This window comes from uncultured Sphingomonas sp., assembly GCF_934560975.1.
GTDB lineage: Bacteria > Pseudomonadota > Alphaproteobacteria > Sphingomonadales > Sphingomonadaceae > Sphingomonas_I.
Map to the genome: position 1 here is coordinate 49,496 of NZ_CAKTFO010000003.1, position 25,729 is coordinate 75,224.

Here is a 25,729-nt window from a genome sequence, read left to right on the forward strand (position 1 = left end):
CGCGGGCGGGCGCCTGTGTCGCCCGTGGCCCAAGCATCCGATGCGGCCCCAACCGCATGGGCTTCGTCGCTCAGACGGAACACCGTGCCCCGGCCATCCCCTGGACCCAGGCAAGAGCGACCATAACGCCGGCAGGTCTCCTGGCTCGCGGGTCAGGGCATCGGGGCACGGCCTTCCCACGCAGAGGCGCAAGCGCCCGTGCCCAGTGGCCGCCTTGCCGGAAACCGGCAGGCATGCGCCCGTCGCTCGCCGCTCACAGTTGCAGGGACAGCCACGGACTTGGGGAAGGACCCCGCACCGTATTCCCATTCAAGCCCTTTCGGACACCGGCGTGATCGGTGGAGCCGGCGTTCCGGCTCCGTCCAATGGTTTAGCCGATCCCGCCATGGCTGCCAATCCGATCCTTTTGCGTGGTGCCCGGCCCGTGCGGCCGCTATGCAGCGCGCGGTGTCGTTACAGGATCCAGCCGCCCTGCCGCTCAGCCGCATCGTCGTTCGGCCGGGCGACCCCTATTTCACCACCGAACAGGGCGCGTCCTGGACCCCGATCGGCCACAATGACGCCGTCACCTGGCCCGAACTGGCGCCCTTGTTCCGCAGGCGCGACATGGCGGCGGTGGAGCGGCACCTGTTGTGGCTGCGCGACCATGGCGTCACCTGCATCCGGCTGATGCTGGAATATTGCCACACCGAGCATCGCTATTTCGAGCGGCCGGCGGGGCGCTTCGCCGGCAACATGGTGCGATTGTGGGACGACCTGTTCGCCCTTCTGGAAAAGGTCGGGCTGAGGGTGCTGTTGACGCCCTACGACACCTTTTTCATGTGGATACGGTGGCGGCACCACCCCTATCATCGCGCCAATGGCGGCATGTGCGCCGACCGTGGGCAGTGGCTGACCTGTCCCGAGACACGGGCGGCGATCAAGCATCGGCTGGCCTTTGCCAGCGACCGCTGGGGCGGCAGCCCGGCCCTGTTCGCATGGGATGTGTGGAACGAGATCCACCCGGCGCATGGCGGCGACGACCCTGCGGCGGCGGCGCCGTTCATCGCTGACGTGGCCGGCTGGCTGCGCACGCACGAGGTTGCGCGACGCGGCTATGCCAATCTGCAGACCGTGTCCGTCTTTGGCCCGGAGCTGATCCGGCATCCCGCCCTGGTGGAAACCATCTTCCGGCATCCCGCGCTCGATTTCGCCAACACGCACCTCTACGAGAAGGGCACGATCGATGCGCCGCGCGACACGGTAGCGCCCGCGCTTGCCGTCGCGCGGCTGATGCGGACGGCGGTGGAGGAGGCGGGGCCGGGCCGGCCGGTGTTCGATTCCGAACATGGGCCGATCCACAGCTTCAAGGACAAGAAGCTGACCCTGTCGGAGGCGTTCGACGACGAATATTTCCGCCACATCCAATGGGCGCATCTCGCCAGTGGTGGCGCCGGCGGCGGGATGCGCTGGCCCAACCGCCACCCCCATATCCTCACCGCCGGGATGCGCCAGGCGCAACATGGTTTGTCGCGCTTCCTGCCCGTGGTCGACTGGAGCAGGTTCAGGCGGCGCAACCTGTCGGCGGAGATTGCCTGCGACGATGCCGGCGTGGCGGTGGTCGGTTGCGGGGACGATCATCAGGCGCTGGCGTGGCTGGTCAGGACGGACCGGTTGTCGCCGGAGGGAATGGTGATGCCGTGGGCGGAGGCACCCGCCGCGTCGCTCCGCATACCGGGGCTGGCGGACGGGCGTCATCTGCTGACGATCTTCGACACGCGCGCGGGCTGCGTGGTGGGGAGGGCGGAGGCGACCAGCAACGACGGCATGCTGGTGGCGGAGATCGGAGCGGTCCGGGCCGATCTGGCGATTGCGGTCGGGCGGGTGGAACCCTGAGCTTCGGTCGGTGGCGTGCCGGCAGGCCTGTCGATGACCCACTATCCAGGCACTCCCGCCCTCCGGCCTCCGCCGGAGCACTGCGTGTTTGTTAATCAGCCTCAGGCGGGAACGGTGGAGCGGATGGCGGCAGCGACGGTCCGCCTGCGCGACAGGACCATGCCGACGCCGGCAAAGGCCAGAAAGGTCAGGATGACGCCGACCGGGAAGCGGTAGCGGAGCAAGGCGAAGCTGGCGATGTAGGGGGCGGCGACGAGGATGGAGACGGCCGCCAGGTAGAGAAACCGCCACCGCCGCGCCCACAGGACCCAACCGAGCGTCAGCAGCCCAGCCAGCGCCATCACGCTGGTGGCCAGCGCCCGCAGCGTCGTGCGGAACCGGATCGGCCCGGTCTCCCAACGGTCCCACAACCAGGGCGGCGGGAAGAAGAAGTTCTGGAGGTTGCGCGCGGCGATGAATGCAGCCTCACTCCGATGGGTCCTGACCCACGCTTGCGTTTCCGCGGCAAGCTTGCGGTTATAGGCGACCTCGCCTCCGGCCCGGTTCATCAGTGCATAGCCCGGGCCGCCCTGGCTATGGGGGTGCAGCGCCACCAGCCGATCGACATTGGCCGCACGTTCGTCGGGATTGGTGATCTGCCCCGGATAGAAACCGATGGCGAAGGATAGGCCGAAGCTCGACCGGCTGCGGATCGGCTCGCCCAGCACGCGCTGATTGCGCATCGCCCAGGGCGTGGTCAGCGCGACGTAGAAAAGCAGCGTCAATCCCCCGATCGCGATCCACATCGGCCATCTGGTGCGGCGGAGCAGCAGCAGGCCGAGGGCGCCCGCGCTGGCTAGGCCGGCAGAGGGGCTGAGCACCTCCAGCGCGGCAACGCCGAGGGCGATGCCGACCAGAACCGGCACGCGGACGCGGCCGGCCAGATCGGCGTTGAGGATGATCAGCAGCAGCCCGAACAGGGCGCAGCCGACATAGCCGAACTCCCACACGCTCGCTTCGCGGCCTTCCAAGCTGATCTGCATCGGCACCACGCACAGAAAGGCAAGCGCCAGCAGCCGGCTGGTCCGGCCGATGTCCAGCAGCGTGAAACAGGCGTAGGCCAGCAGGAAGGTCAGCGCGATCGACGCCGCGCCCAGCAGGTCTAACACGACCTCCGCAGCCGGCGTCTCGACGCCCAATATTGCATAAACCGCTGCCATCAACAGCGGCGCGACCGGGCCGGTATGGGCGGTAGGCCCGCTATCCGGCCGGAACGCACCAGCATAGCCATGATGCTCCGCCAGGGCCACGGCCACCATCTGGTTCTCGACCGCGAGCGGTTCGACGCCCTTGTACCAGAGGGCGGCGGCAAAGCGCAGCAGAACGCACAGCAGCACCAGCGCCAGCGCCAGCCGCCGCTCGCCGATGCGGCCGATCAGCAGGTCCAGGCGCCCGGCCGCATCATCCAGGATGGTCATCCCTGCTCGTCCATCGCGGAGATGCTCATCGTGCCGGTTGCCGCTTCCAGCCGCCGCATCCGCTCCAGCGTCATTTCAAGCAATTGCCGGTTGTGGTGCAGCAGGTCAGCGACCAGGCCGAGCACGAAGGTGATCAGGCCGATGGTCAGCAGGGACGATCCCAGCACCAACGACTGGATCTTACCCCCGCCAGTACCGGTAAAATAGAAATACAGAAAACGCAGCATCGGGACCGCGCCGATCAGCGCCATCATCATGCCGATCATGGTGAACACCCGCAGCGGCTGGTACATGGTGTACATGCGCAGCAGCGTTGAGCCGGACCGTTCGATGAACGTGAACATGTTCTTGAACAGTCGTGAATCACGGGTCTTGGGATTGGTGTCGATCGGCACGCTGGTGAAGGCCATGCCTTTCATGCCGACCTGGATCAGCATTTCGATCGTGTAGCTGAATGGCGAAATGATGTTCAGCCGGAAGGCCGCGTCGCGCGATATGGCGCGAAACCCGCTGACCGCGTCGGGCACGTTGACGCCCGAAAACTTGCGCACGACCCAGCTGCCGAAGCTCTGCAACGCCCGCTTGCTGGGAGAGAAATGGGCGATGGCGGATGTCTGGCGATCACCCACCACCACGTCGGCGCGCCCTTCGATCACCGGCTGCACAAGCTTTGCAATGTCGGCTCCACAATATTGATTGTCGCCGTCCGTGTTTACGATGATGTCGGCGCCCAACATCAGGCAGGCATCGAGTCCTCGGCGGAAGGAACGGGCAAGACCCATGTTCCGCTTGTTGATGACGATGTGATCCACCCCGATCTCACGCGCAATCTCGATGGTGCGGTCGCGCGAACCGTCATCGATGATGAGTACCTCCACCGAGTCGATCCCGGGAATCGACCTTGGGATATCGGCAACTGTTTGAGGCAGCGTCATTTCTTCGTTGTAGCACGGGATCTGCACAATCAGCTTCATGCAGTGTCCTTCCTCAACAAGGATAATTCTAGTTGATTAGGCGAAGATACTAACGTCTAATATGTGCACTGCAATAATCCTTGGGGCAAGTCCTATGGTCGTTAAGCGGGCATATGTGGGTACCATGCATGGGCTGGGACGTGCCGCGTCTGCGTTCGACGTGTCGCAACGGCTGGAACGCCGGGGCAAGGACAGCCGCCTGGCCCGCTGGATGCGCAGCCTGTTCGCGATCTACGACATTGATCAGATGGTGGCCCTGGATATCCCCTGGTGGACATTCGAGGCGATCGACCGGGTGGAGGCGTTTCTGGGCTCGCGCCCCGGTGCCCGGGTGTTCGAGTATGGCAGCGGTGCCAGCACCATCTGGCTCGGCCGCCGCGCCGGTTCCGTCACCAGCGTCGAACATGATGCCGACTGGTATCCCGTGGTCGCCGCCCGCGCCGCGGCCCATCCGAATATCGATCTGCGGCTGGTGCCGCCCGATGGCGAGCCGCATGGCGACCCCGCTTATGCCTCCACCAAGCCGAACTGGCGCGGACGGACCTTTCACGATTATGTCCACGCGATCGACGGCGTGGCCGGCACGTTCGACGTGATCGTGATAGACGGCCGCGCCCGCACCGCCTGCCTGGCCCATGCCCGCGGCCGCCTGGCGCCCGATGGGCTGATTGTCTTCGACAACACGCATCGCCCGGCGTATCGTGATGCGATCGCGTCTTCCGGTCTTCGTGCGACGCGCACAAAGGGGCTGACCGCTTGCCTTCCCTATCCGGACGAGACGACCCTGCTCGTGCGCACCTGAACGAAGGGGGGCAGGCGAACGGGGATGCGGCGCCGGCCACGGGCCTGGCCGGCAGTCCGGCGGCGCAACGCTTGCTGCTGATCCTGACCTCGCGCAACCATCCGGTGTCGCAGATCCTGCGCTTCGGCCTGATGACCGGCATGAGCGCGGCAATCACCATCGGTCTGCCGGTGCTGTTGCACGAGGGCGCGGGGGTGGCGCCGCAGCACGGGGCCGCGATCGCGTTCGGCGTGGCCTTCGTGGTCAATTTCATCAGCCTGCGCCGGCTGGTGTTCCGCAGCGGCAACGCCGCCACGCGCGACCTGCTGACCTTTGTGGCGAGCAGCCTGGTGTTCCGGGGTGCGGAATATGTCTGCTTCCTGATGCTGTTGACGATCCTGCATGTCTATTATGTGGTGGCGTTGATCGGCGTGCTGGGCCTTTCGGCTTTGGCCAAGTTCTTCTGGTACAGGCGCGTCATGCATCGGACGGTACCGGCTGCCTGAGATGGCGGGGTGCTGCCGCGGCCGTGCCGGTGAACGCCGGGCCACAACTATGCCCGGACTGGCGGCAGCGGGATCGGACGCGCCGCTAAGCAGTTGGAAACCACGATAGATTACACGGGCGTATGATTACATCACACGCGCTGGAGATACTGCGGGAACATAGGGCCGGGATCGTGGCGCTCATCGACACGGCGGCGCGGTTGGTTGAGAGCGAACCGGGCCAGGCACGGCCGCAATTGGCGGCGACCCGCTGGACGGTCGCTCGCCTGCTCGGGCAGTATCAGCTCTTCAAACATTCGGAGATCCTTCAGCCTGCGATCCGCTATGGCTCGGCAGGGCGGGCCAATCGCGCGCGGGAGTTGCTGGCGCTCTGCAATGCGCGTGGCGAGCAATTCCATGTCTATCTGAAATATTGGGCGAGCCATGATGTGGGTCAGGATTGGGCGACCTATCGGCAGGCGATGCTCGACATGGCGGTGACGTTGCGGTCTGCCCTGGAGAAGGAGGATGACGAGATTGCCGGCTTCCTGGCGGGCGTGGAAAGGACGCGGCAACCCAATGGCTGGCCCGACCTGTAGCGGCGTGCCGCGTCCAACCGGGTCGATCGGCGGTTGAGGAGAAGCAGCCCGCTAGCCCCAAGAACTACTCCCCCCGCGTCATCGACGCCGGAACGGCGCTGTCCCACGATGGCTGCGCAAGCAGGGGAGGACGCCATGTTGCCTATGGTGGTGCGTTGCTGCGCGGTCGCCGCGTCGTTGACCATGGTGGTGACGGCCGCCGACGCTGCCCGCTACATCCAGGTCAGGTTTGAGACCGATCCGGTGACCTACTGGCGGCTTCATGCCCCGACACCGCCTTACTTCCTGGAGCCGTATCAGCAGATCGTGTCGGGGGAACTGCTGATCGACACGGCGCTGTCGACGCCGCAGCCGGACGGATCGTTCATGAACGGCCTGCCCGGCGCGTTCGTGAGGTTCACGGACGCATCGCTCTACGTTTACGCGCAGGATGTAAGCTTCAGCTTCAGCTTCAGCTTGAGTCCTGTCGACCTTGGTGCGAACGCCTTCTCGGCGTCGGGGGTCGGGGGCGCTTTCACGCAATATTTCCGGCAAGGCGGCAGCCGCTTCGATCCGCCGCCATTCTCCACCGCACCGTTCCACACCGCCGCGATCCGCGGCTTCAACTCCGCCGAGACGCTCACTCCCTATCGGCGGACCGGATGGGCGAGCCCCAGCCCGACGCCCGAACCGGCATCCTGGGCGCTGATGATCGGCGGCTTCGGCCTGGTTGGCGCCGCACTGCGCCGTCGGCGCCGGCCTGCAGCGGTTGCGACAGGCTGATCCGCCTGCGGCCAGGCGATACTTCAGGAATGATGCGGCGTGTCCGCTGCTCTCTTCCGCAGCCCTGGCAGTGGAAGTCAGGGAGCAGCGTCAGACCGTCCTGGTACGATCACGGCCGAAGCCGAGCAGAGTGAGCCAGCCATGATGGCGGGCAAGCATGTACAGGACGTAAGGACCAAGCAATCCGGCGATGGTTACGAAGACCAGGGCAAAGCCGGGAAACTCCATCGCCCATCCGGCCGTGACCGTCCTTGCCGCCGCGCTTATGATGACATGCGCCAGATAGATGGCCATTGAGGCCTCGCCGAGCTTGGCCAAGATCGGTGCGCGATCCGCCAGCGCGAATGCCAGGCCCAACATGCCACCGATTCCCACCACCGCCAGTGCATATCGACCCACCACGCCGCCTGCTGGCCAGATCGCCAGCAGCGCGAAGCTGCCCCAAGCGAACAGGGTCAAGGCGATTGCCGCCCGGCGGTCCTGCAACCAGCGCGCGACAGGCTGCGCCGTCAGGATCGCGCCCGCGGCAAAATAGGGCAACGCATAAACGGCGCGCGCCAGGATCGATGTCACCTCGAAATGGGTGGCAACGAGAAACCCTGCCGGCGGAAGAATATACAACCAGATACGAGGAAGCAGCAAGGTGAGCTGGCAAAGAAACAGAATGTAGAGAAACCAGAACTGATCGATTGGTCGCCATGCAATGGAAGCCAGCGATCCAAAGGTCTCCGGATTGTTGGCATGGCTGCCGGCGATCATGGACAGGCCTCCTTGCACAACGGACCAGAGTGCATAGGGGTAGACGATCGCCATCAGCTTGCCCCGCAAGAAGCGTCCCGCGGCATGGCTGTCCACCTGACGAGATACGAGGCCTGACAGGAAGAAGAATAAAGGCATGTGGAATGCATAAATCAAATGGTCTTGCCACATGACCGCATCCGTTGACGGCAAAAGGCCCGCTGCCGTCTGGCCGCGTACCGCATGTCCGTAGACGACCAGAATGATGCCGAGCCCTTTCGCTACATCAATCCAAGGCAGTCTCGACATGCTGAGCTGGCTATTTCTATTTAGAAGTGTGTGTGTTCCAAGCAGGTGTCGCAAGGATGAGCCAGGTTCGCGCAGGCGGAGCACCGGTGCGTATTCATCGCCGTTCGTGTCCAACGTACCACTACCCCAATACGTGATCCTGCCTCTGCAACGCGCATGTTCAATTTATCTGGAACAATGCGAGCAGCGATCGTCCCTATGTCGAAAGGACGTATATTTACCTTGTTCGTGCTCATCCCCGCCCCAAACTGCCCCCCAGTTTCAAAGAGCCTGTGCACGACCGGCGCGCTCGCATGCAACATAAATCAACCGACGGAGTAAGCCGAAATAGGGGCTTGATTTCCTTGGATGCATCGTAAGCGGTGATGTTACGGTGCTCTAGAAGGTTAATTTGGCAAACCTCCGAACTCTTGAGCATCGACACGCAATCAGCAGGTCGGAACGATAGCGGCGGCAGCCGTTGCGCAAAAAAGCGAATCACGATGCGGTGGCGGGCTGTTTGCCCGGCCGATCCAGGGCAGCCGCGATCAGATCCACCTGGCGGAATAAGTGTCCGGGGCCCGCTCGTGTGTCAGTGCGCCAGCAGCCAATCCGCCGTTGCCGAGCAGCGTGGAGCCGCGCGTCGGCTTCTCGTTGGCGCGTACCGGATGCATGTCCATCCCGTTACAGCACATCTCCGAACATGAACCACAACAGGGCCAGCCATGCGGCGAGCGCGATCACGCCCACCGGCCAGCCGGCATTGCGACGGAAGAAGTCGAGCATGGACGATGACCTTGCTGATCGGTTCTGTTGGAAGCGCCGGCCATTGGCGATAGCGGCCGGGTCTGCGAGAGTGTTGGAGTGGGTGAAGGAAGCTGGTCGATATCGTAAGCTGGCCACAGCGAAGGTCTGAAGTCCAGCCCAGGTCGATGTGGTCGGACCGGTCATAAGGGCACGCTGGGATGAATAGTAGATGGCGACTATGACGATGTGGTCGCGCTTCAGCGCCCATACCGGGGCGATCGCATGACGGTGCGAGGGCCAGAGTTTCCGACGCGACAGGCGCAGCAACCGACGTTGTTATGAGCGGCTTCGGCTGATTGCGCCAGCCGCTGCGGCGCGCCCTTCGATCACCATCTTTCGCAGGAACAGACGGGTTTTCGCCGATGCGTCGTCTGACAGCGACAGCAGCATGCGGCGCTTGTCGTCCGGATCTGCGCGCCGGACGATCGCGCCCGACTCTTCAAGACCGGCTATGTGGCGCAACGCTGTCGTGGCCGGAACGGCGGAGGCAACGCAAAGGCTGGACACTGACACCGGCTGGCCTTTCGCCTGCTGCACGAACAGATCGAGCAGCATGTCCCAGTTCGGATCGAAGAAGGTGAGATCGCCGAATATCTCATCTCGCACCCTTCGGGCATGGGTGATCCGTGCAGCGCATCTCGCCAGATCGTCGTCTGAGATCCCGACCGCCACCGCTGGCGCATCGTTGCGGATGGCGGCCTCAAGGTGATCCTTCGCGTCTGCGTTCAACTCATCGGCAAGCGAGGTGAGTGAGCGGCCGACATCAGCCAGCATGGCGATCAATTCCGTTTTCAAGCACGCTCTCGTCGTATGGCCGATCGGTTAAACCTAGATCTCGCCGGAGTAGATCGATCGCCATTGCCAAATGCGCCGCCGCCATAAAAGCTTGATTTTGCAATAACTTCGTTTCCGCCTGCTCCATCGTTGCGAGAGTATCGAGCAGGCCGGTTTTGCAGACAGGATAAAGCATGGGGCCGGGTAGGGTTGGTATACTGTCCGAGCAACCAACCAATAGTTACTAACACCGCCACGCCTGCCCAGTTGTGGAACATAGCCGGACATCTGTGCCCTGCGCGTGCATATCCGAAACGACCATCAGGCCACCGATGAACAGGCCCGCTGCCGTCTACGTGCAGGAATATCACGAGGAGTATGCCCGCAACGCCGCTCAGATGAAGCGCGATGGTTTCAAGCTGGAACGCCGCCAGAGCGAAGCGGCGCGCAACGTCGAAAACCTTGTCGCGGCCGTTGCCGCCGGCGCTGGCGACTTTGCCGAGTTCAGGGAGATGCTGACCCAGGCGCGCGCCGATCGCGATGCCGCCGGCGCCGCGCTGGACGAGATCAACGCGCTGCCGGTGGTCGCGCTCCACACCCGCCTGGCAGACAATTATCGCAGCGAAGTCGCCGCCCTCCATGAAGCGCTTGCCGACCCGCAGGCCCGCCTCGAAGCCGCGCCGCTCGCCCGATTGCTGATTGAACGCATCGTGATCTCGCTTGCCGAACAGGGCAGGGCTGCGCAGTTGATGTGGAAGGGCGACTCGCAGCGATCATTGCGCGCGCCATGCGCAATCCGATGCCCAGCCTGTAGCACTTACTGCAACGGTGGAGCGGGTGAAGGGAATCGAACCCTCGTCGTAAGCTTGGGAAGCTTCTGCTCTACCATTGAGCTACACCCGCATAAGGCGGTCGCCGTGGCGATCCGTTCTCACGCAAAGGATCAGGCGTGACCCCGAGGCGGTCGTCATGCTGACCGGGATCCGGACTGCCACAACACAATTGGGTCGTCAATCCGGCCGCGTTCCTAACGGTGCATGGCGAAGGAAGGGGCAGGGGCGGCGGGGTGGGGCCAATCACGCGGCGGCGCGCGTCCATCTTCGCCGTTGGCACGGACGCTTCGCACCTATATCCCATATCGCTTCATAGGCTTGCCGGACGACGCGTGCCGGGCCGCTATCCAGGCTGTTGAGGGACCATGATGCATTCCATCCTCGCTTTGCTTGCCGGCACGATGCTGGCCGGGACCGCCGTCGCTCAAGGTGCGGCGGGCGATGCCAACCCGGACGTCAGCGCGGCCCGGCTCGCCACGCCGCGTTATGGCGATTTCGGCTTCGACATTGCGGGAATGGATCGTTCGGTCAGGCCGGGGAACGACTTCTACCATTTCGGCAACGGCACCTGGGAAAAGCGGACGCCGATCCCCGCCGATCGGTCCAATTTCGGCATGTTCACGGTGCTGGACGAACTCAGCCAGACCCGCACGGTGGCGATCCTGCAAGAGGCCGCGAAGACGCCGGGCAGCCGGATCGGCGACCTTTATGCCAGCTTCCTCGATACGCGCGCGATCGAGGCGAAGGGCATCACCCCGCTGAAGCCGCAACTCGCCGCGGTCGCCGCGATCAAGGACAAGGCGGGCGTGATGGCGGCGCTGGGCGGCATGCGCGGCTGGGCGGGCGGCCTCTATGGCGAGGTCAGCACCGCCGGGCCGATCGACGCGCAGGTGACGCTGGACAGCAAGAATCCCGATCGGACCATCGTCGGGATCAGCCAGGGCGGCCTGTTCCTGCCGGACCGGGATTATTACCTGCAGAATGACGCCAAGATGGCGGAAGCGCGCCGGGCGGCGATCACCTACCTGACGCAATTGTTCACGCTGGCGGGCGAGAAGAACGGCGCTGCCCGCGCGCAGGCGATCCTGGACCTGGAGATGAAACTGGCCCGGGCGCAATGGACCCGCGTCGAGAGCCGCGACGCCGACAAGACCTACAATATCTGGACCCAGGCCGACTTCGCGAAAAATGCGCCGGGGGCGGATTGGGGCGCGTTCCTCCACGCGACGGGTTTCGATCGTCAGCAACGCTTCCTCGTGGCGCAGCCCTCCGCCATCGCGGGGGCGGCCAAGGTCATCGCCGACACGCCGCTGCCTGTGCTCAAGGATTATCTATGGGCGCTGACGGTGGACGACGCGGCGGATTACCTGCCGCAGGCGTTCGTCGATGCCCATTTCGCCTATTACGATAAGGCGCTGAACGGCACGCCGCAGGATCAGCCGCGCTGGAAGAAGGGCGTCGGGCTGGTCAAGTCAGCCATGACCGACGAACTCGGCAAGGCCTATGTCGACAAGTGGTTTCCGCCCGAAACCAAGGCGGCGGCCGACCAGCTGATCCGCAACATCCTGGCCGCGTGGAAGCCGCGGCTGGAGCAGCTCAATTGGATGTCACCGGAAACCAAGGCCAAGGCGCTGCAGAAGCTGGCCGCCTTCACCCCCAAGATCGGCTATCCCGAGCATTGGCGCGATTATGCGTCGCTGACGATCGATCGCGGCGACCTGTGGGGCAATGTCCAGCGCGCCCGCGAGGCCACCTGGGCTTTCAACGCGGCCAAGCTCGGCCGACCGGCGGATCGCAGCGAATGGGGCATGACTCCGATGGAGATCAACGCCTACGCCAACCCGGTGTGGAACGAGATCGTGTTCCCGGCCGCCATCCTGCAACCGCCATTTTTCGATCCGAAGGCGGATCCGGCGGTCAATTATGGCGGGATCGGCGCGGTGATCGGCCACGAACTGAGCCACCATTTCGACGATCAGGGCCGCAAATACGACCCCACCGGGCGGCTGGCCGAGTGGTGGACGCCGCAGGACGTCACCCGCTTCACCGCGCTGACCGACCGGCTGGTGAAGCAATATGACGCCTATGAGCCGCTGCCCGGCGAGCATGTGAACGGCAGCCTGACCCTGGGCGAGAATATCGCGGACCTTGCCGGGCTGACGGTGGCCTACGACGCTTATCGCCTGTCGCTGGGCGGCAAGCCCGCGCCGGTGCTGGACGGGCTGAGCGGGGATCAGCGTTTCTACCTCGGCTGGGCGCAGGTATGGCGGCGCAGCTATCGCGAGAACAACCTTCGCCAGCGCCTGAAGACCGATCCGCATGCACCCTCCGCGCAGCGCGCGGACGTCGTCCGCAACCTCGATCCGTGGTATGGCGCGTTCAAGCCGGCGCAGGGCGATACGCTGTACCTTGCCCCCGATGCGCGGATCAAAATCTGGTAAGGGGATGATCCATGGCGGCCCGGTTTGCGCAGGCCGCCATGTCCGCGCGGGTCAGTGCAACGTGCGCTCCGCCATGTTCCAGGCGCGCAGCCTTGCCACGGCAGGGCCGCGATGCCGTGGATAGCGGATCGTGATCTCGCGTGACTCGCCGGGCAGCAGCGACAGGTAATTGTCGCTGAAATATGCCGGCAGGATCTGTTGGCCATGGCTGTCGAACAGCGTCAGCTTGGCCTGGATGGCGGGGGTGGAGCCGGCATTGGTCAGGTCCACCGTCAACGTGCGCTCTCCCCCTTCGACGCCCGTCTTGAGCGTGGTCCGCAAGGAGGCCTGCGGCATCGTCGTCAAGGCGCGCATGGCGGCTGGATCGGCGGCCTGCCAGTAGAAATTGTCGGACAGGCGTCGACCAGTCTGGTCCAGTGCCTCCAGGCGGACCAGCACCGGGCCCTTCGCCAGGGCCTGGTCGAGGTCGAGCCGCATGACCGGCGCTGTCCCGTTGGCGGGAACGTCCAACTTTTTCTCCACCGTCGCGACATTGCGATTGTCCAGCGTCACCGCGTGGGCGCGGACCGTCACACCGGTCAGGGCGGCGCGGGTGGTGTTGACCATCAATACATGCCGGTCGGGCAGGTTCATCTGCACATGGATCGGCTCGGCGCCCTTTCTGGTGCCGTAGAAGGAGCCATGCGTGTCATAATCGGATGAATAGATCTGGAAATCGGTGGACGGCCAGGTCGGGTGCGTCATCCACAACATGCGCGCGCTGTTGGTGGTCCACAGGCCCGCATTGAATCCTTCGAAGATGGCGCGATGCGATTCGTAGTTCAGCATCTGCGCCTTGCGCTCGAAGTCCGCGAGGTCGGTGCCGGCACCGAAGCACGTGGCGAGCGCGTCCATGAAGCTGGTGACCGCTACCGCCCGCTCCTGATGCCAGTCGTGATAGGCCCATGTGTCGTTGATCGGCCAGCGATCCTCGGCCGGGACGGCGCGGGCCCATGCTTCCCGCGTGGGGAAGCTGTAGGTGCCGACCTCCACCGCGAAGCCCCTGGCGAAATCGGTGAAATAGCCCGCCGGTTCGCGCCAGTCATAGGGGCCGGAGCCGGCGAAGTTGATGATCCGCGAATTGCCCTTGTACATCCGCGTGCCGTCTTCTTGCCAGATCAGGTCCTGCAATGCGGTTTGCAGGATCGGCTGGGGCACGCCTTCGTTGCGGCCGATCCACAGCACGATGGAGGGATGGTTGCGGAAGCGGCGGACGGTGTCGCGGGCATTGGCGACGAACAGCGGCACGTCCTCCGCCTCGGCATCATTGTCCTGGGTGGATTCCCAGAAGTCGTTCATCACCATGATGCCATATTGGTCGGCCAGCGCGTAAAAGGCTTCCTCCGTGCTCTGGCCCATCCAGTTGCGGACGATGTTCATGTTCGCATCGCGATGGAGGCGGAAATAGGGTTCGAGCCGTTCGGGCTCGACCCGCTTCATCATCTCGTCCATCCCCCAATTGCCACCGCGCGCCGCGATCGGCACGCCGTTCACATGCAGCACGAGGTGCGGCGAAAGCCTGGGATCGGAATGCGCCGGCGTCACTGCGGGCGATGTTTCCGCGCCGGGGAAGAGCGAATCCGCCCATCCGCCGGCGACCTTGCGCAGGCTCTGGTGGCGTTCGTCGATGATCGGCGTGCCGAGCCGGCGCGCTTTTGCGAGATCGACCTCGATCCGGCGGAGATCGCCATGGCTGTCGAGCGAGGACAACTCGTAGGTGACCTGGCGCATGCCGAAGCGCAGCTGCTTGCTGTCGGACACCCTGCCGTCGGCGGTGGCGCTCAGCCGCAGCGTGTGGAGCGCGGGATCGCCATAGCCGTTCGGCCACCACAATCTTGGGTGGACGACGCGCAGTTGCGGGTGGGCGGCTGGCTTGAGCGTGACGGTGACGGTCGCGCCGGCGGGGATGACGGCGGGCTGCTCCACCGCCACATCGTCGAATGCGGCACGGATGGTGGTAGCGAGCGGCGTGGAGCCGTGGTTGGTGACGGGTACGCCGATCTCCACCTCCGCCACGGAATGGTCGGAGTCGGGCAGGGTGGTGACCACCTGCGGATCGCCCAAGGTCACGACATCGGTGGCGGCCAGATCCACGCTTTGCCACAGGCCGGTGTTGCGGTCGCGGATGCCGGGGATCCAGTCCCAGCTTTCGCTCGCGTGAAAGGTCGGCCCGTCAATCTGCATCGCGCCGCCATTCTCGCCGCGACCGGCGGTCATGGACTGTTCGTGCGGAATGCCCGGATGGGGCGGGGGCGAGACGCGCACGGCGACCGCGTTGCGCTGCCCCGGCACCAGCAGGCGCGTGACGTCGAATTGCCCCCGGATGAAGGCGCCCTTGATGTCGCCCGCCGGCGTGCCGTTCACCCACACGGACGCGGCATAGTTGATGCCGTTGAAGATCAGCGTCAGCCGCTTGCCTGCTTGATCGGCGGGCAGGGTGAACTCGGTCCTGTACCAATAATCCTGGCGCGCCAGCCGTTCGGGGATCGCCATGTTGTTCAGGCCGATGCGCGGATCGGGGTAGACGCCGCGATCGACCAGGGTGGTCAGCGCCGTGCCGGGTACGGTCGCGGCATACCAACGCGCGGCGTCGAAGCCGGCGCGTGACAGGGCGCCGCCGTCGGCGCTCACCTGCGGTGCCTCCGCCATCCGCCAGCCGTTCACTCGAAAACGCCCGTCGCCTTCGCGCGCCAGGGCTGGACGGACGGGAACGGGGATGGCCTTCGGTTTGGAAAAGGGCGCCTTGCCCTTGGGCAGTGTCCAGGCGCGCTGCGGCGCCGCCTCGCCATATTGGGTGCGGATCTGGAGCGGCCAGCTCGGGCTCGCATCCTCGAACGCCACCAGATCCTCGTTCGGCAGCGTTCCCGCTTCGGCGCGGAGCGTGGCTGCGTCACGCAGTTGCGGCATGTAGGTCAGGTCCGCCACGCGACCGGTGAACACCGGCTCGCCCGCGATGCGGGGACCAACGGCGATCACGGCCAAGGGTGCGGGGGCATCCGCCGCGCCGTGCGCAATCTCTTGCCCGTCGAGCAGCAGGCGGACAGCGCCGTCCTCGCTCGTGGCGGCCAGATGGTACCATTGCCCGAGCGGGAGCGGGTCGGGGCCTGTCACCAGCGTGTCGCCCACCAGCAAGGCTGGCCTGCCGTCGATCAAGGCGAGCGCGCGCAATCCGGCACCCGCCGTCGCACCCACGCCACCCACGATGACGCGACCGGGGGAGGCCCGTTCCGGCTTGATCCAGGCGCTCAGCGTCCAGCGTGGGGCGGGGGGCAGGCTCTCGCCCTCGGCATAGCCCTGCACGGGCCGCACGATGCCGTCTCCCCCGGCAACGAAAGCGGCATTGTACGGGCCGATAGTGGCAAGCTTCGGCCGAGCCAGGCGCGGCGAGGGCCAATCCACCTGCTGTGCAGGCGCGATCCCCGCCAGCAGCAGCAGGCTTGCGCCCCACAGGCGGACCGCCCTCATGCAACCTCGCCGATATAGGCGACGCCGGGCGCGGCGGTGCCGGACCCGTGCGGCGCCAGCCGTCCGTCCGTACCGATCCGGAACGCCGCTATGCCGCCGCTCCGCTGATTGGCCACCAGCAGCCGCGACCGCCCTTCCAGCAGGTGTATCAGGCGCGGCCAGCGCCCGCCGCAGCCGACATGCTGGATCAGGCTGGCCGTCCCGTCCGCCCCAATGCCGAACACCGCGACGCTGTCATGGCCCCGGTTGGAGACGTAGAGCCGCGTCCCCGCTGTGTTGATCACGATGGCGCCGGCGAAGCTCTTGCCCGTGAAATCGGCCGGCAGGGTCGACAGGGTCGCGACCGCGTGCAAGGTCGCGCCGTTCCCCAAGCGCAGCACGGTTACCGTGTTGGCGAGTTCGCTGGCCAGATAGGCAAAGGGTCGCGACGGGTGGAAAGCCAGGTGGCGCGGGCCCGATCCGGGTTCGGCGCGATAGGCGACCTGCGCCGCGCCCAACCGCCCCTGCGCCGCATCGAAGGGGTAGGCGAAGATCGTGTCCGCGCCGAGGTCCACCGCCCGCAACCAGCGATTGTCGGGCGTGAAGCCGATCCAATGGGCGTGGGGCTGCGTCTGCCGCTCGCGATCAGGGCCGCTGCCCTGATGGGCATGGACCGTGCCGGGACCGATCGGCAGCCCGGTCCTGGGGTCGAGCCGGAAGAGGGTGACGCTGCCGCTGCTGTAATTGGCTGCCGCCAACACCGACTGACGCGGATCGAGGGCAAGGTGACATGGATCGGCGCCGCCCGAAGACAGATGGGCCAGTTGCTGCCACTGCCCGTCTCGGACACGAAAGGCATTGACCGTGCCCTCGGTCCCTTCCTGCACCAGATAATGCAGGCCGAAACGCGAGCTGTGCACGGCATAGGATGCGTCCGGCGCCGCGGCGACCGGCTCGTCCGCCTGCCAGCGTTCGTCCGCCGGCGTGTAGGCGAGGGGCAGCACCCCGCGTCCACCCTCGCGATTGTAACCGCCGGCAAACAGCGTGATCGTTGCCGGCTTGGGCGCGGCCGCGATCGGGAGCGGCAGGGTGGCAGCGCCGATCCCGGCCAGAACCGAGCGGCGTGACATAGGCGTGTCGATCATGTTCACCTGCTAGACGAAAAGGTTCAGGATCAGCACGAAGATCAGCCCGAACGTGCCGACCAGTGTCTCCATCAGCGACCAAGACCGAAATGTATCGCGCAAACTGAGGCCGAAATATTCCTTGAACATCCAGAAGCCCGAATCATTCACATGGCTGCACATCAGGCTGCCCGCGCCGATCGCCAGCACCATCAGGCTGGCATTCACGCCGGTGGTGGCGATCACCGGCTGGATCAGCCCGGCGGCGGTCAGGCCCGCCACGGTCGCCGAGCCAAGCGCGATCCGGATCACGCAGGCGAGCAGCCAGCCGAGCACCAGCGGCGGGATCGGCAGGTCGGTCAGCCCAGCCGCCAGCGTCTTGTCGGCCCCGCTGACGATCAGCACCTGCTTCAGCGCGCCCGCCCCGGCGATGACGAGCAGGATCGGCGCGATGTCGCGGATCGCGGCCGTGAACCCTTCCATCATCCGCGCCGTCGTCATGCCGGTCGCGCGGCCCAAAGCGGCCATGCCGACCAGGATCGACAGCAGCAGCACGATCGACGGGTTGCCGACGAAGGCGACCATGGCCTTGGTCGCGGGGGGCAGCGGCAGATAACCGGCGGCGGTCGCGCCGGCGATCAGCACCACCGGCAGCAGGGCGCAGGCGAAGCTGGCGAACGTCCCCGGCAGCATCCGGCTGGTTTCCGGTTCCGGCGCGAACAGGGCCGAGGGCGGGGTCTCGATCCGCTTCAGCGTCATGGCGAACAACGGCCCGGCGATGGCGAGGGTCGGGATGCCGACGATCAGGCCATAGATCAGGGTCAGGCCGATATCCGTCCCGAACTGCGTCACCAGGGCGGTGGGCGAGGGATGCGGCGGCAGGAAGCCGTGGGCGATCGACAGGCCGGCGAGCAGCGGGATGCCGACATGCACCGCCGGCAGCTTCGCCCGGTAGACGACCGAGAAGATCAGGGGCACCATCAGCACGAAGCCGACATTGTAGAAGAGCGGGATGCCGACCAGGAAACCGGTGGTCGCCATGGCGAGCGGCAGGCGCGGTTGCCCGAACAGCCCGATCAAACTGTCCGCGATCCGCTGCGCCGCGCCACTGTCCGCGATCAGCTTGCCGAACATCGCGCCCAGCACGACAATGACCACGATCGGCCCGATCATGTCGCCAATGCCCTTTTCGATCGCGCCCGGCACCTGCGCCAGCGGGATGCCCAGAAACAAGGCCGCGACCAGAGCGGAGATGACGAAGGCGATAAAGGGCGGCGTCCGCACCGTCACCACCAGCACCACCAGCACGGCGATTGCGACCCCGATCGATAGCCAGATCATGCCGTCCGACCGTCCATGCTCACTCTCCTGCTCGCGTCCTATATCGAACCGCAGCATGGCAAGCGCGTGCCGGTGGAGCAAGCAAAGCAAGGCCGGTGCTTGGTCGCTGCCGACCCACGATCGGGCCCGCACGGTGGACAGTGCCCGCGCGGCTAAGACTTAAGTCGGGGGTCGGGGCTGCGCGACGGTGTGCGGTTTGCGCCGCACCTGCCCCGAAACCACGCATCGATCCCGCAACCCGCTTGCCCCGGATCGCGCGACTGCGCAGGAGGCTGATCCGGGGGGACTGGTTGCATGATGGGGCGTGGCGTGTGCCCGATGGGCATGCTTGGGATGATGGTGGCGATTGCGTCGCCCGGTATCGGCCAAACGGTTGGTCAGACGGTGGGGCAGGACGGACGCATCGTCTATCCCGGCAGCTTCTTCACCCAATTCCGTCCCGCCAACGCAAGCGAGATGGTGGCGCGCGTGCCGGGCTTCACCCTGCAGGTGGTGGACGAAGACGTGCGCGGCTTTGCCCAGGCGGCCGGCAATCTCGTCATCAACGGCCAGCGCCCCAGCATTAAGAGCGAGTCGATTGAGAATATCCTGGCGCGCATTCCGGCGAACCGCGTCGCGCGGATCGAGGTAGGCGCGGGCGACCTGTTCAGCGCGGAATATGCCGGCAAGGCGCAGGTGCTGAACCTGGTGTTGAACGGCCAAGGCGGGCTGGCCGGAACGGCGGAGGCGACGGTGCGCCGCGCCTTCACCGGCAAGCTCTATCCGGAGGGCAGCATCTCCGCGCTGCTGCGGCGCGGCCCGTCGACCTTCAACGTCTCCCTGATGCTCGACAATGATTACACCACGGAGGAGGGCTATGATCGGGTGACGTCGCTGCCGGGCGGGGAGCAGCAGGAATATCGCCGCAAGATCAACTATATCCAGCAGCCGAACGGCGCCGCGTCGGCATCGTGGGAATATGTCGGTGGCACCAATCGCACCGCCCATGCCAATGTCCGCCTGGGTTTCGATCGCCTGTCGCTGACCCAGCATAACGACGTCTTCCCCGCTATCGGGCAGGTGCGCGACGATCGGCTGACCCAGCGTTACCGCCGCCGCGACCTGGAGCTTGGCGGCGACGTCACCCGGCCGCTCGCCGGCGGGGCGTTCAAGCTGGTGGGGCTGGCGACGCGGCGGCACCGCAACAATGACGACGTGTCGCTGCTCCGCGTGCAAGGCGACCTGATCGACGGATCGACCCAGACATTGGTGGATGACCGTGACGAGACGCTCGCGCGGCTGGTGTGGACCCATCCCAGCCTGCTCGGCTGGAGCGTGGAAACGGGTGGCGAGGGATCGCTCAACCGGCTGGACAGCAATGTCGCCCTGTTCGTGCTCGACCCCAACGCGCCCCCGGTCCGGGTCGACCTGCCGATCGATCAGGCGGTGGTGAAGGAATATCGCGGGGAGGCGTTCGTCAATCTCGGCCGTCCGCTCACCGCCAACCTGCGCACCGATCTGGGCCTGACCTATGAGGCGTCGCGGCTGACGGTCAGCGGCGATGCGGAGGCGGCGCGCACGCTCAACTTCCTGAAGCCGCGCGCGACGTTCGACTGGCGGCCGAAAGGCGGCTGGCACCTGCAACTCTCTGCCCAGCGCACCGTGGCGCAACTCCAGTTCGAGGATTTCATTAGCGCAGCCGAACTGACCAGCGAACGCGTCAATGGCGGCAACGCCAATCTGGTACCGCAACGTGCGTGGGAGTTTCTGGGGACGGGCGAACATCCCCTGCTCGGCAGCGGGCTGATCCGGCTGGAAATCGGCTATCAGCGCGTATCCCTGGTGCAGGACCGGGTGCCCACGCCGGAGGGCTTCGACGCCCCCGGCAATATCGGCAGCGGGCAGAAATATATCCTGCGCAGCAAGGTGGACGCGCCGCTCGACCGGTTTGGCATCAAGGGCGGGCGGCTGACCCTTCACGGATCTTTGGTCAAGACCTCCGTCCGGGATCCCTATACCTTCCGGCGGCGGCGCTTCTCCAACGCGGAGGATTTCTATTACGAGGTCACCTTTCGTCAGGATCGGGGACAATTCGCCTGGGGTCTGACGGTGGAGGGCAATACCAAGGCGACCGAGTATCGCCTCGATGAAACCGATACGTTCGGCAACCAGCCCTTGCAGGAGGTTTTTGCCGAGTATCGCCCCACCGCGCGCACGACGCTTCGGCTAGGGGTGGAGAACCCGCTGGACCTGGGATCCTATCGCGACCGCATCTTCTACCTGCCGAGCCGGGCCAATCCCAACCCGGACTCGCGCGAACATCGCGGGCGCGATCGCCACATCATGCCCTATGTCACGATGAAACACAGCTTCGGCTGAGGCGCGTCCTCAGACGGGTCGTTGCCGTCAGTTCGCCGCCTGCGCGATCAGGGGGGTGAACCGCTTGGCGGCCAGCGGGGGCGTCTTCACCCCCTGAACGGCGGCCAGGTTGGCGGCCTTGCCCGGGCCGGCCTTGACCAGGGCGACCATGCCCATGCCGTAATGGGGCGGGCACTTGAACCCATACAGGCCGGCCTTGGTCAGCTTGACCGTATATTCCTGATTCACTTTGCCCGCAGGCAAAGCCACGCCCGCCGGAAGCATGCCGGCGACCGGCTCGGCGCTGTGGCCGGGATCGGTGGGGACGAACTTGATCGTGTCGCCCACCGCCGCGCTGACATAAGCAGGCTCGAACACCATGATGCCGGCGCTGCCCTTGTTGCGCATCTGGATCACCGTTTCCCTGGCCGATGCGGGCGCGGCAGCCGCCACCAGCAGCAATGACACCATCGCGAACTTCGCCGAAACCATCATTCTCTCCCGGTTATGTTTGCGAACATTGTGCACATCATGCCAAGATTGTATACCGGATTATTGCGGCAGGCGGCTGATCGTGTGAAGCCGGACCGGCTGATTGGGGGAGAGAAGGCGATGCCGTTTCACAGCCTGGATGGGGCGGCACCCCGATGCGCCGACCCGGGCCGCGTCTACCTGGCGGAGGGGGCGCAGGTGATCGGGGACGTGCGGCTGGGGCTGGACGTGTCGATCTGGTTCAATGCGGTGGTTCGCGCGGACAATGACACGATCACGATCGGGGACCGCGCCAACATCCAGGACGGTGCGGTGGTGCATGCCGACCCGGGTGTTCCCACCCGCATCGGCACCGACGTGACGGTCGGCCACCGTGCGATCATCCATGGCGCGAGCGTGGGCGACGGCAGCCTGATCGGCATGGGTGCGGTGCTGCTGAACGGGGCAACGGTGGGCGCGCAGTGCCTGGTGGGGGCCAACGCGCTGATCACGGAGGGCAAGCATTTTGCCGACGGCTCGCTGATCGTGGGTGCGCCCGCAAAGTGCGTGCGGGCGTTGACGGAGATGGAGATTGCGGGGCTCCGGCGCTCGGCCGACAGCTATGTGGCGAACGGCCACCGCTTTGCCGCGGGACTGCGCCGAGTGGACCCGGTGCCGTCCCCCGACATTGCCGATTTGCGCAGTGCGGAGTAACATGGCGTGATGGCGAAAAAGGACATGGCGGCCGCTCCGCAGGGCGAGCGCGCGGCCACACGCAAGGGCGACCGGCACCAGGAAGCGGTGACGATGCTGCGCCGCATGATCCTGTCGGGCGAGCTTGCCCCCGGCGAACCGCTGCGCGAAGTGGCGTTGAGCGAGCAGTTCGGCACATCGCGCACGCCGGTGCGGGAGGCGTTGCGCACGCTGGCGGCGGAGGGGCTGGTGACCCTGCTGCCCAACCGCACCGTGCAGGTCAGCCACCTGGACGAGCAGGCGGCCTCCGAAGTTTTCACCGTGCTGGGCGCCCTGGAGTCGCTCGCCGCGCGGCTCGCCTGCGAACGGATGACGCCTGAACAGCTGGAGATCCTGTCCGAATTGCAGGACGACATGGCCAGCTATTTCGAGAGCCGGGACCGGCCGCGCTATCTTGAGGCCAACCGCATGATCCACGAGCTGATCGTGGAGGCCTCGGGTAATGCCTCGCTGATCCTGGCATGGCGGCTGCTGCTGCCGCGGGCGGAGCGGGCGCGGCACGTGAGCACGCTGGATCACGAACGCTGGGGCGCGGCATTCGAGGAGCACAAGAATATTCACCAGGCGCTGCTCGACCGCGATTTGCCGCGGGTGACCGACCTGATGGAGGCGCATTTCGACAACGGCGCCACCAGCATCAAGAATGCCCACAAGCGCGCCCGGCGGGAGGAGCGGTCGCGCGCCTATCAGACCGCGCTCGGTACCGATCCCTCATCGGGCGACTGAAGGCTCCTCCGTCCTCGTCTCCTCATACAGCACGCGCGAGGCATCGATGCGGAGGAACAGGATGCCGCCGATCGCGGACAACGCCGCCAGCACGTACATCGCCATCGACCAGCCGCTCCAGTGCAGGATGTAGCCGGTGATCACGGCGGCCAGCGCACCGCCGATATTGCCGAACGTGTTCATCACCGCGGACACGGAACCGGCGAACACGCCGCCGACGTCCAGTGTCAGCGCCCATGACACCCCCACGGTCAGTTCCAGCCCGAACACCGCCAGCGCGAACCAGCCGACGCTGGCGAGCGACGATCCGCTGAGCACCGCAACCGGGATCGCGACGGCCGCCAGCAGGAAACCGACCACCGCGACCGAGCGCCGGGCGAATGTCACCCGGCCGGATCGGTGCAGCAGCCGGTCCGAAATCCACCCGCCGGCCACGTCTCCGATCACGCCGGCCATCAGCGGCAGGCTGGCGAACAGGCCCATGCGCGCCAGGTCGAAGTCCCGCACCTCGCTGAGGTATTTGGGAAACCAGGTGAGAAAGATGTTGATGGAGTAGGCATAGCAGAAATACATGGCCGAGATCAGCCATAGCTGCGGGCTGGACAGGATGGCGCGCCACGGCACCTTGGCCTTGCCGGCACGTCCCGTTGCCTGGGGTGCGAGGGCGGAGGCGATCATATCCCGCTCTGCCGCGTTGGTGCCGGCATGCTGCTGCGGGCTGTCGCGATAGTAGACATACCAGATCGCGGCCCACACCAGCCCCAAGGCGGCAAAGATCTGGAACGGCGCGCGCCAGCCGAAGTGCAGCATCAGCCACACGACCAGCACCGGCGTCAGCGCCGCCCCCAGCCTCGCGCCGGCATGGGTGACACCTTGGGCGAAGCCGCGCTCCGACGGCAGCATCCAGCGGCTGAGCGAGCGGGTGGCGTTGGGGAAGGCCCCCGCCTCGCCGCAACCGAACAGGAAGCGGCAGGCGATGAGCGACCCCGCGCTCCAGGTTGCGGTAGTCAGCGCGGTGAAGCCGGACCACCACACGACCACGACGGTCAGCACCCGGCGCGGCCCGAAGCGGTCGCCAAGCCATCCGCCCGGTATCTGGAACAGGGCATAGCCGATCTGGAACACGCCCAGCACCCACCCCCATGTCCGATTGGAAATGCCATATTCCTGTTGGATCAGCGGCCCGGTGACGGAGATCACCACCCGATCCATATAGGTGATCATGTAGGCCAGCACGGTCAGCCACAGGATCACATGGCGGATGCGGGTGGGACGCAGCGTCGGGGCGGGCGCGTCCACCGCCGCGATCCCGCTCATCGGACCGAGGGAACCCGATTGCCGCCGATATAGACGACGGCAATCTTGCGGCTGTTGAGGATGTTCCGGGTCGGATCGGCGTTCAGCACGACGAAATCCGCCAGTCGCCCCGCCTGGATCAGCCCGCGATCCCCCGTGCCGAGCCATTCGGCCGATCGGCCGGTGGCGGCGGCGATCGCCTCTGACGGCGTGAAGCCGGCTTTCACCAGCTGTTCCAGCTCCCAATGTTCGGAATAGCCGGGCAGTCGGCCTGGCGGACCGGCATCGGTGCCGAAGCCATATTTCACCCCGGCCTGTGCCAGCGCGCGTTCATTGTCGCGCGCCTGTTCGTCGATCTGCGGCAGGGACGGGAAGATGCGGGAACCGGCCACCGTCTTTTCGCGCTCGGGGCTTTCCAGCCCGGTGATGGTCGCGGGGTCCGCCGCCTGGCGGAAGAAGGGGTCGGCCGTGCGCGGATTGTCCCGCGCAAAGGCATAGACGGCCGCTTCCCGGCTGAGCGTTCCCGCACCTTGCCACACGCCGCGCGCCTTCATCGCGGAGATCAGCTCCGTATCGACCGGCTTGTCGCGGACGCTGTGCATGAAGCCGTCGATACCCTGCGCCACCAGCACCTTGGCATCCGCCAGGTAGAAGACGTGGGCGAGCGCGCGCTTGCCGTTGCGATGGGCGGCATCAATGATCGCCTTGCTGATCGGATAAGGCATTTTCGGCATGGCGCCCAGTTCGTCGTCCATCCACAGCTTGATGTAATCGACGCCCTTGGCGGACTGCGCATCGACCTCGGCGGTGGCTTCCTCGGGCGTGGCGACCGGGTGATTGATGCCCGGCACACCACCATAGCCGCCTTTGAACACCAGGCCTTGGCCGGCCGTCAGCACGCGGGTCACCGATTGCGGACCCGTCCGCCCCGCATCACGGATCGGCAGGATGCTGTCCTTGTCGGTGCCCATCGACTGCACGGTGGTGACACCGAAAGCGGCATAGGTTTGCAGATCCCGGCGCACGCTGTCCGGCGTGAAATAGTCGGCCTTCTGGTCGAGGTCGCGCACCGTGCCGATGTGGACATGCAGGTCGATGATGCCCGGCATGACATATTTGCCGGAAAGATCGACGGTGGACGCGCCCGCCGTCCTGGGCGCCTTGCCGGCCGGGCCGACCCAGCGGATCTTGGCAGCGTCCACGATCATCGCGGCGGCCGGCATCGGCTTGCCCCCGCTGCCGTCGATCAGGGTGAAGTTGGTATATAGCACCGGCGCCGCGCCCGCGCTGCCGACGCACAAGCCCGCCAGCGCCGCTATCGTGCCGCGTGCCAGCCCTTTGATCCTTGCCACAGCCGCCTCTCCCTCTCGGTCTTTGCCCCATC

At 65.9% G+C, this 25,729-nt stretch carries 20 protein-coding genes, 1 tRNA gene and 1 riboswitch; of the genes, 9 read left to right on the forward strand and 12 right to left on the reverse strand.

Annotation, left to right across the window (positions count from 1 at the left end):
- Nucleotides 1–112: 112 nt before the first annotated feature.
- Nucleotides 113–346: riboswitch (cobalamin riboswitch) on the reverse strand.
- 101 nt (nt 347–447) lie between these two features.
- On the forward strand, nt 448–1,875 hold the full coding sequence (locus Q0D93_RS03405; RefSeq protein ID WP_294391427.1) for a hypothetical protein: 1,428 nt from the start codon (nt 448–450) through the stop codon (nt 1,873–1,875).
- Nucleotides 1,876–1,976: 101 nt separating this feature from the next.
- On the opposite strand, the gene Q0D93_RS03410 is transcribed toward Q0D93_RS03405, so the two are convergent.
- Both Q0D93_RS03410 and Q0D93_RS03415 read right to left on the reverse strand, forming a co-directional pair.
- Nucleotides 1,977–3,332, reverse strand: coding sequence for a hypothetical protein (locus Q0D93_RS03410; protein ID WP_294391430.1), 1,356 nt, complete (start codon nt 3,330–3,332; stop codon nt 1,977–1,979).
- Entirely contained in the window at nt 3,329–4,306 is a 978-nt protein-coding gene (locus tag Q0D93_RS03415) for a glycosyltransferase family 2 protein (RefSeq protein ID WP_294391433.1), read from the reverse strand. The genes Q0D93_RS03410 and Q0D93_RS03415 overlap by 4 nt, the downstream gene beginning before the upstream one ends.
- Before the next feature lie 124 nt (nt 4,307–4,430).
- Between Q0D93_RS03415 and Q0D93_RS03420 the strand changes: the two genes are divergently transcribed.
- The 4 genes from Q0D93_RS03420 (at nt 4,431) to Q0D93_RS03435 (ending at nt 6,933) form a co-directional block, all read left to right on the forward strand.
- On the forward strand, nt 4,431–5,108 hold the full coding sequence (locus Q0D93_RS03420) for a class I SAM-dependent methyltransferase (protein WP_294391691.1): 678 nt from the start codon (nt 4,431–4,433) through the stop codon (nt 5,106–5,108).
- Nucleotides 5,063–5,593 (forward strand): GtrA family protein, encoded by a 531-nt coding sequence (locus Q0D93_RS03425; protein WP_294391436.1) that lies wholly within the window; start codon nt 5,063–5,065, stop codon nt 5,591–5,593. The genes Q0D93_RS03420 and Q0D93_RS03425 overlap by 46 nt, the downstream gene beginning before the upstream one ends.
- 173 nt (nt 5,594–5,766) lie before the next feature.
- Entirely contained in the window at nt 5,767–6,171 is a 405-nt protein-coding gene (locus Q0D93_RS03430) for a hypothetical protein (protein ID WP_294391439.1), read from the forward strand.
- Between the two features lie 135 nt (nt 6,172–6,306).
- Complete coding sequence (locus tag Q0D93_RS03435; protein WP_294391441.1) at nt 6,307–6,933, forward strand: PEPxxWA-CTERM sorting domain-containing protein; 627 nt, start codon at nt 6,307–6,309, stop codon at nt 6,931–6,933.
- 90 nt (nt 6,934–7,023) lie between these two features.
- Here Q0D93_RS03435 and Q0D93_RS03440 read toward each other — a convergent pair whose 3' ends face one another.
- The 4 genes from Q0D93_RS03440 to Q0D93_RS03455 form a co-directional block, all read right to left on the reverse strand.
- Nucleotides 7,024–7,980, reverse strand: coding sequence for an acyltransferase family protein (locus tag Q0D93_RS03440; RefSeq protein ID WP_294391444.1), 957 nt, complete (start codon nt 7,978–7,980; stop codon nt 7,024–7,026).
- A gap of 1,062 nt (nt 7,981–9,042) precedes the next feature.
- Entirely contained in the window at nt 9,043–9,561 is a 519-nt protein-coding gene (locus Q0D93_RS03445; protein ID WP_294391447.1) for a hypothetical protein, read from the reverse strand.
- A complete protein-coding gene (locus Q0D93_RS03450) occupies nt 9,558–10,181 on the reverse strand; it encodes a hypothetical protein (RefSeq protein ID WP_294391450.1) in 624 nt (207 codons plus the stop codon). The genes Q0D93_RS03445 and Q0D93_RS03450 overlap by 4 nt, the downstream gene beginning before the upstream one ends.
- A 188-nt stretch (nt 10,182–10,369) precedes the next feature.
- Nucleotides 10,370–10,443: transfer RNA gene (locus tag Q0D93_RS03455), tRNA-Gly, on the reverse strand.
- Nucleotides 10,444–10,738: 295 nt separating this feature from the next.
- Between Q0D93_RS03455 and Q0D93_RS03460 the strand changes: the two genes are divergently transcribed.
- The gene (locus Q0D93_RS03460; protein ID WP_294391452.1) at nt 10,739–12,814 is read left to right on the forward strand and encodes a M13 family metallopeptidase; all 2,076 of its coding nucleotides are present in this window, start codon (nt 10,739–10,741) and stop codon (nt 12,812–12,814) included.
- A 51-nt stretch (nt 12,815–12,865) separates the two neighbouring features.
- Here Q0D93_RS03460 and Q0D93_RS03465 read toward each other — a convergent pair whose 3' ends face one another.
- Genes Q0D93_RS03465 through Q0D93_RS03475 form a run of 3 tightly spaced genes read right to left on the reverse strand, consistent with a single transcriptional unit; the run spans nt 12,866 to nt 18,762 of the window.
- Nucleotides 12,866–16,318: a LamG-like jellyroll fold domain-containing protein gene (locus Q0D93_RS03465; protein ID WP_294391454.1), complete on the reverse strand. Its 3,453-nt coding sequence runs from the start codon at nt 16,316–16,318 to the stop codon at nt 12,866–12,868.
- Entirely contained in the window at nt 16,315–17,442 is a 1,128-nt protein-coding gene (locus tag Q0D93_RS03470; protein WP_294391456.1) for a lactonase family protein, read from the reverse strand. Before Q0D93_RS03470 ends, Q0D93_RS03465 begins: the two co-directional genes overlap by 4 nt.
- Nucleotides 17,443–17,451: 9 nt before the next feature.
- Entirely contained in the window at nt 17,452–18,762 is a 1,311-nt protein-coding gene (locus Q0D93_RS03475; RefSeq protein WP_294391460.1) for a gluconate:H+ symporter, read from the reverse strand.
- Between the two features lie 318 nt (nt 18,763–19,080).
- On the opposite strand from Q0D93_RS03475, the gene Q0D93_RS03480 reads away from it, so the two are divergent.
- Nucleotides 19,081–21,120 carry a hypothetical protein gene (locus Q0D93_RS03480; protein ID WP_294391462.1) on the forward strand — a complete coding sequence of 680 codons (2,040 nt, stop codon included), beginning with the start codon at nt 19,081–19,083 and terminating at the stop codon, nt 21,118–21,120.
- Nucleotides 21,121–21,147: 27 nt separating this feature from the next.
- On the opposite strand, the gene Q0D93_RS03485 is transcribed toward Q0D93_RS03480, so the two are convergent.
- Nucleotides 21,148–21,594 carry a pseudoazurin gene (locus Q0D93_RS03485; protein ID WP_294391465.1) on the reverse strand — a complete coding sequence of 149 codons (447 nt, stop codon included), beginning with the start codon at nt 21,592–21,594 and terminating at the stop codon, nt 21,148–21,150.
- 117 nt (nt 21,595–21,711) lie between these two features.
- Between Q0D93_RS03485 and Q0D93_RS03490 the strand changes: the two genes are divergently transcribed.
- Together Q0D93_RS03490 and Q0D93_RS03495 are read left to right on the forward strand one after the other, a co-directional pair.
- Nucleotides 21,712–22,284, forward strand: coding sequence for a gamma carbonic anhydrase family protein (locus Q0D93_RS03490; RefSeq protein ID WP_294391467.1), 573 nt, complete (start codon nt 21,712–21,714; stop codon nt 22,282–22,284).
- 9 nt (nt 22,285–22,293) lie between these two features.
- Entirely contained in the window at nt 22,294–23,049 is a 756-nt protein-coding gene (locus Q0D93_RS03495) for a GntR family transcriptional regulator (protein WP_294391470.1), read from the forward strand.
- Here Q0D93_RS03495 and Q0D93_RS03500 read toward each other — a convergent pair.
- Together Q0D93_RS03500 and Q0D93_RS03505 are read right to left on the reverse strand one after the other, a co-directional pair.
- Nucleotides 23,035–24,366 carry an MFS transporter gene (locus Q0D93_RS03500; RefSeq protein ID WP_294391474.1) on the reverse strand — a complete coding sequence of 444 codons (1,332 nt, stop codon included), beginning with the start codon at nt 24,364–24,366 and terminating at the stop codon, nt 23,035–23,037. The genes Q0D93_RS03495 and Q0D93_RS03500 overlap by 15 nt on opposite strands.
- Complete coding sequence (locus Q0D93_RS03505; protein ID WP_294391476.1) at nt 24,363–25,697, reverse strand: amidohydrolase family protein; 1,335 nt, start codon at nt 25,695–25,697, stop codon at nt 24,363–24,365. Before Q0D93_RS03505 ends, Q0D93_RS03500 begins: the two co-directional genes overlap by 4 nt.
- Nucleotides 25,698–25,729: the final 32 nt, after the last annotated feature.

Coding starts and splice junctions, on each gene's coding strand:
- Q0D93_RS03440 (WP_294391444.1), bottom strand. CDS start 7,980: ATGTCGAGACTGCCTTGGATTGATGTAGCGAAAGGGCTCGGCATCATT.
- Q0D93_RS03480 (WP_294391462.1), top strand. CDS start 19,081: ATGGGCATGCTTGGGATGATGGTGGCGATTGCGTCGCCCGGTATCGGC.
- Q0D93_RS03475 (WP_294391460.1), bottom strand. CDS start 18,762: ATGATCTGGCTATCGATCGGGGTCGCAATCGCCGTGCTGGTGGTGCTG.
- Q0D93_RS03460 (WP_294391452.1), top strand. CDS start 10,739: ATGATGCATTCCATCCTCGCTTTGCTTGCCGGCACGATGCTGGCCGGG.
- Q0D93_RS03465 (WP_294391454.1), bottom strand. CDS start 16,318: ATGAGGGCGGTCCGCCTGTGGGGCGCAAGCCTGCTGCTGCTGGCGGGG.
- Q0D93_RS03490 (WP_294391467.1), top strand. CDS start 21,712: ATGCCGTTTCACAGCCTGGATGGGGCGGCACCCCGATGCGCCGACCCG.
- Q0D93_RS03495 (WP_294391470.1), top strand. CDS start 22,294: ATGGCGAAAAAGGACATGGCGGCCGCTCCGCAGGGCGAGCGCGCGGCC.
- Q0D93_RS03470 (WP_294391456.1), bottom strand. CDS start 17,442: ATGATCGACACGCCTATGTCACGCCGCTCGGTTCTGGCCGGGATCGGC.
- Q0D93_RS03485 (WP_294391465.1), bottom strand. CDS start 21,594: ATGATGGTTTCGGCGAAGTTCGCGATGGTGTCATTGCTGCTGGTGGCG.
- Q0D93_RS03415 (WP_294391433.1), bottom strand. CDS start 4,306: ATGAAGCTGATTGTGCAGATCCCGTGCTACAACGAAGAAATGACGCTG.
- Q0D93_RS03435 (WP_294391441.1), top strand. CDS start 6,307: ATGTTGCCTATGGTGGTGCGTTGCTGCGCGGTCGCCGCGTCGTTGACC.
- Q0D93_RS03450 (WP_294391450.1), bottom strand. CDS start 10,181: ATGGAGGGCGGCGACTTCGCTGCGATAATTGTCTGCCAGGCGGGTGTG.
- Q0D93_RS03420 (WP_294391691.1), top strand. CDS start 4,431: ATGCATGGGCTGGGACGTGCCGCGTCTGCGTTCGACGTGTCGCAACGG.
- Q0D93_RS03500 (WP_294391474.1), bottom strand. CDS start 24,366: ATGAGCGGGATCGCGGCGGTGGACGCGCCCGCCCCGACGCTGCGTCCC.
- Q0D93_RS03410 (WP_294391430.1), bottom strand. CDS start 3,332: ATGACCATCCTGGATGATGCGGCCGGGCGCCTGGACCTGCTGATCGGC.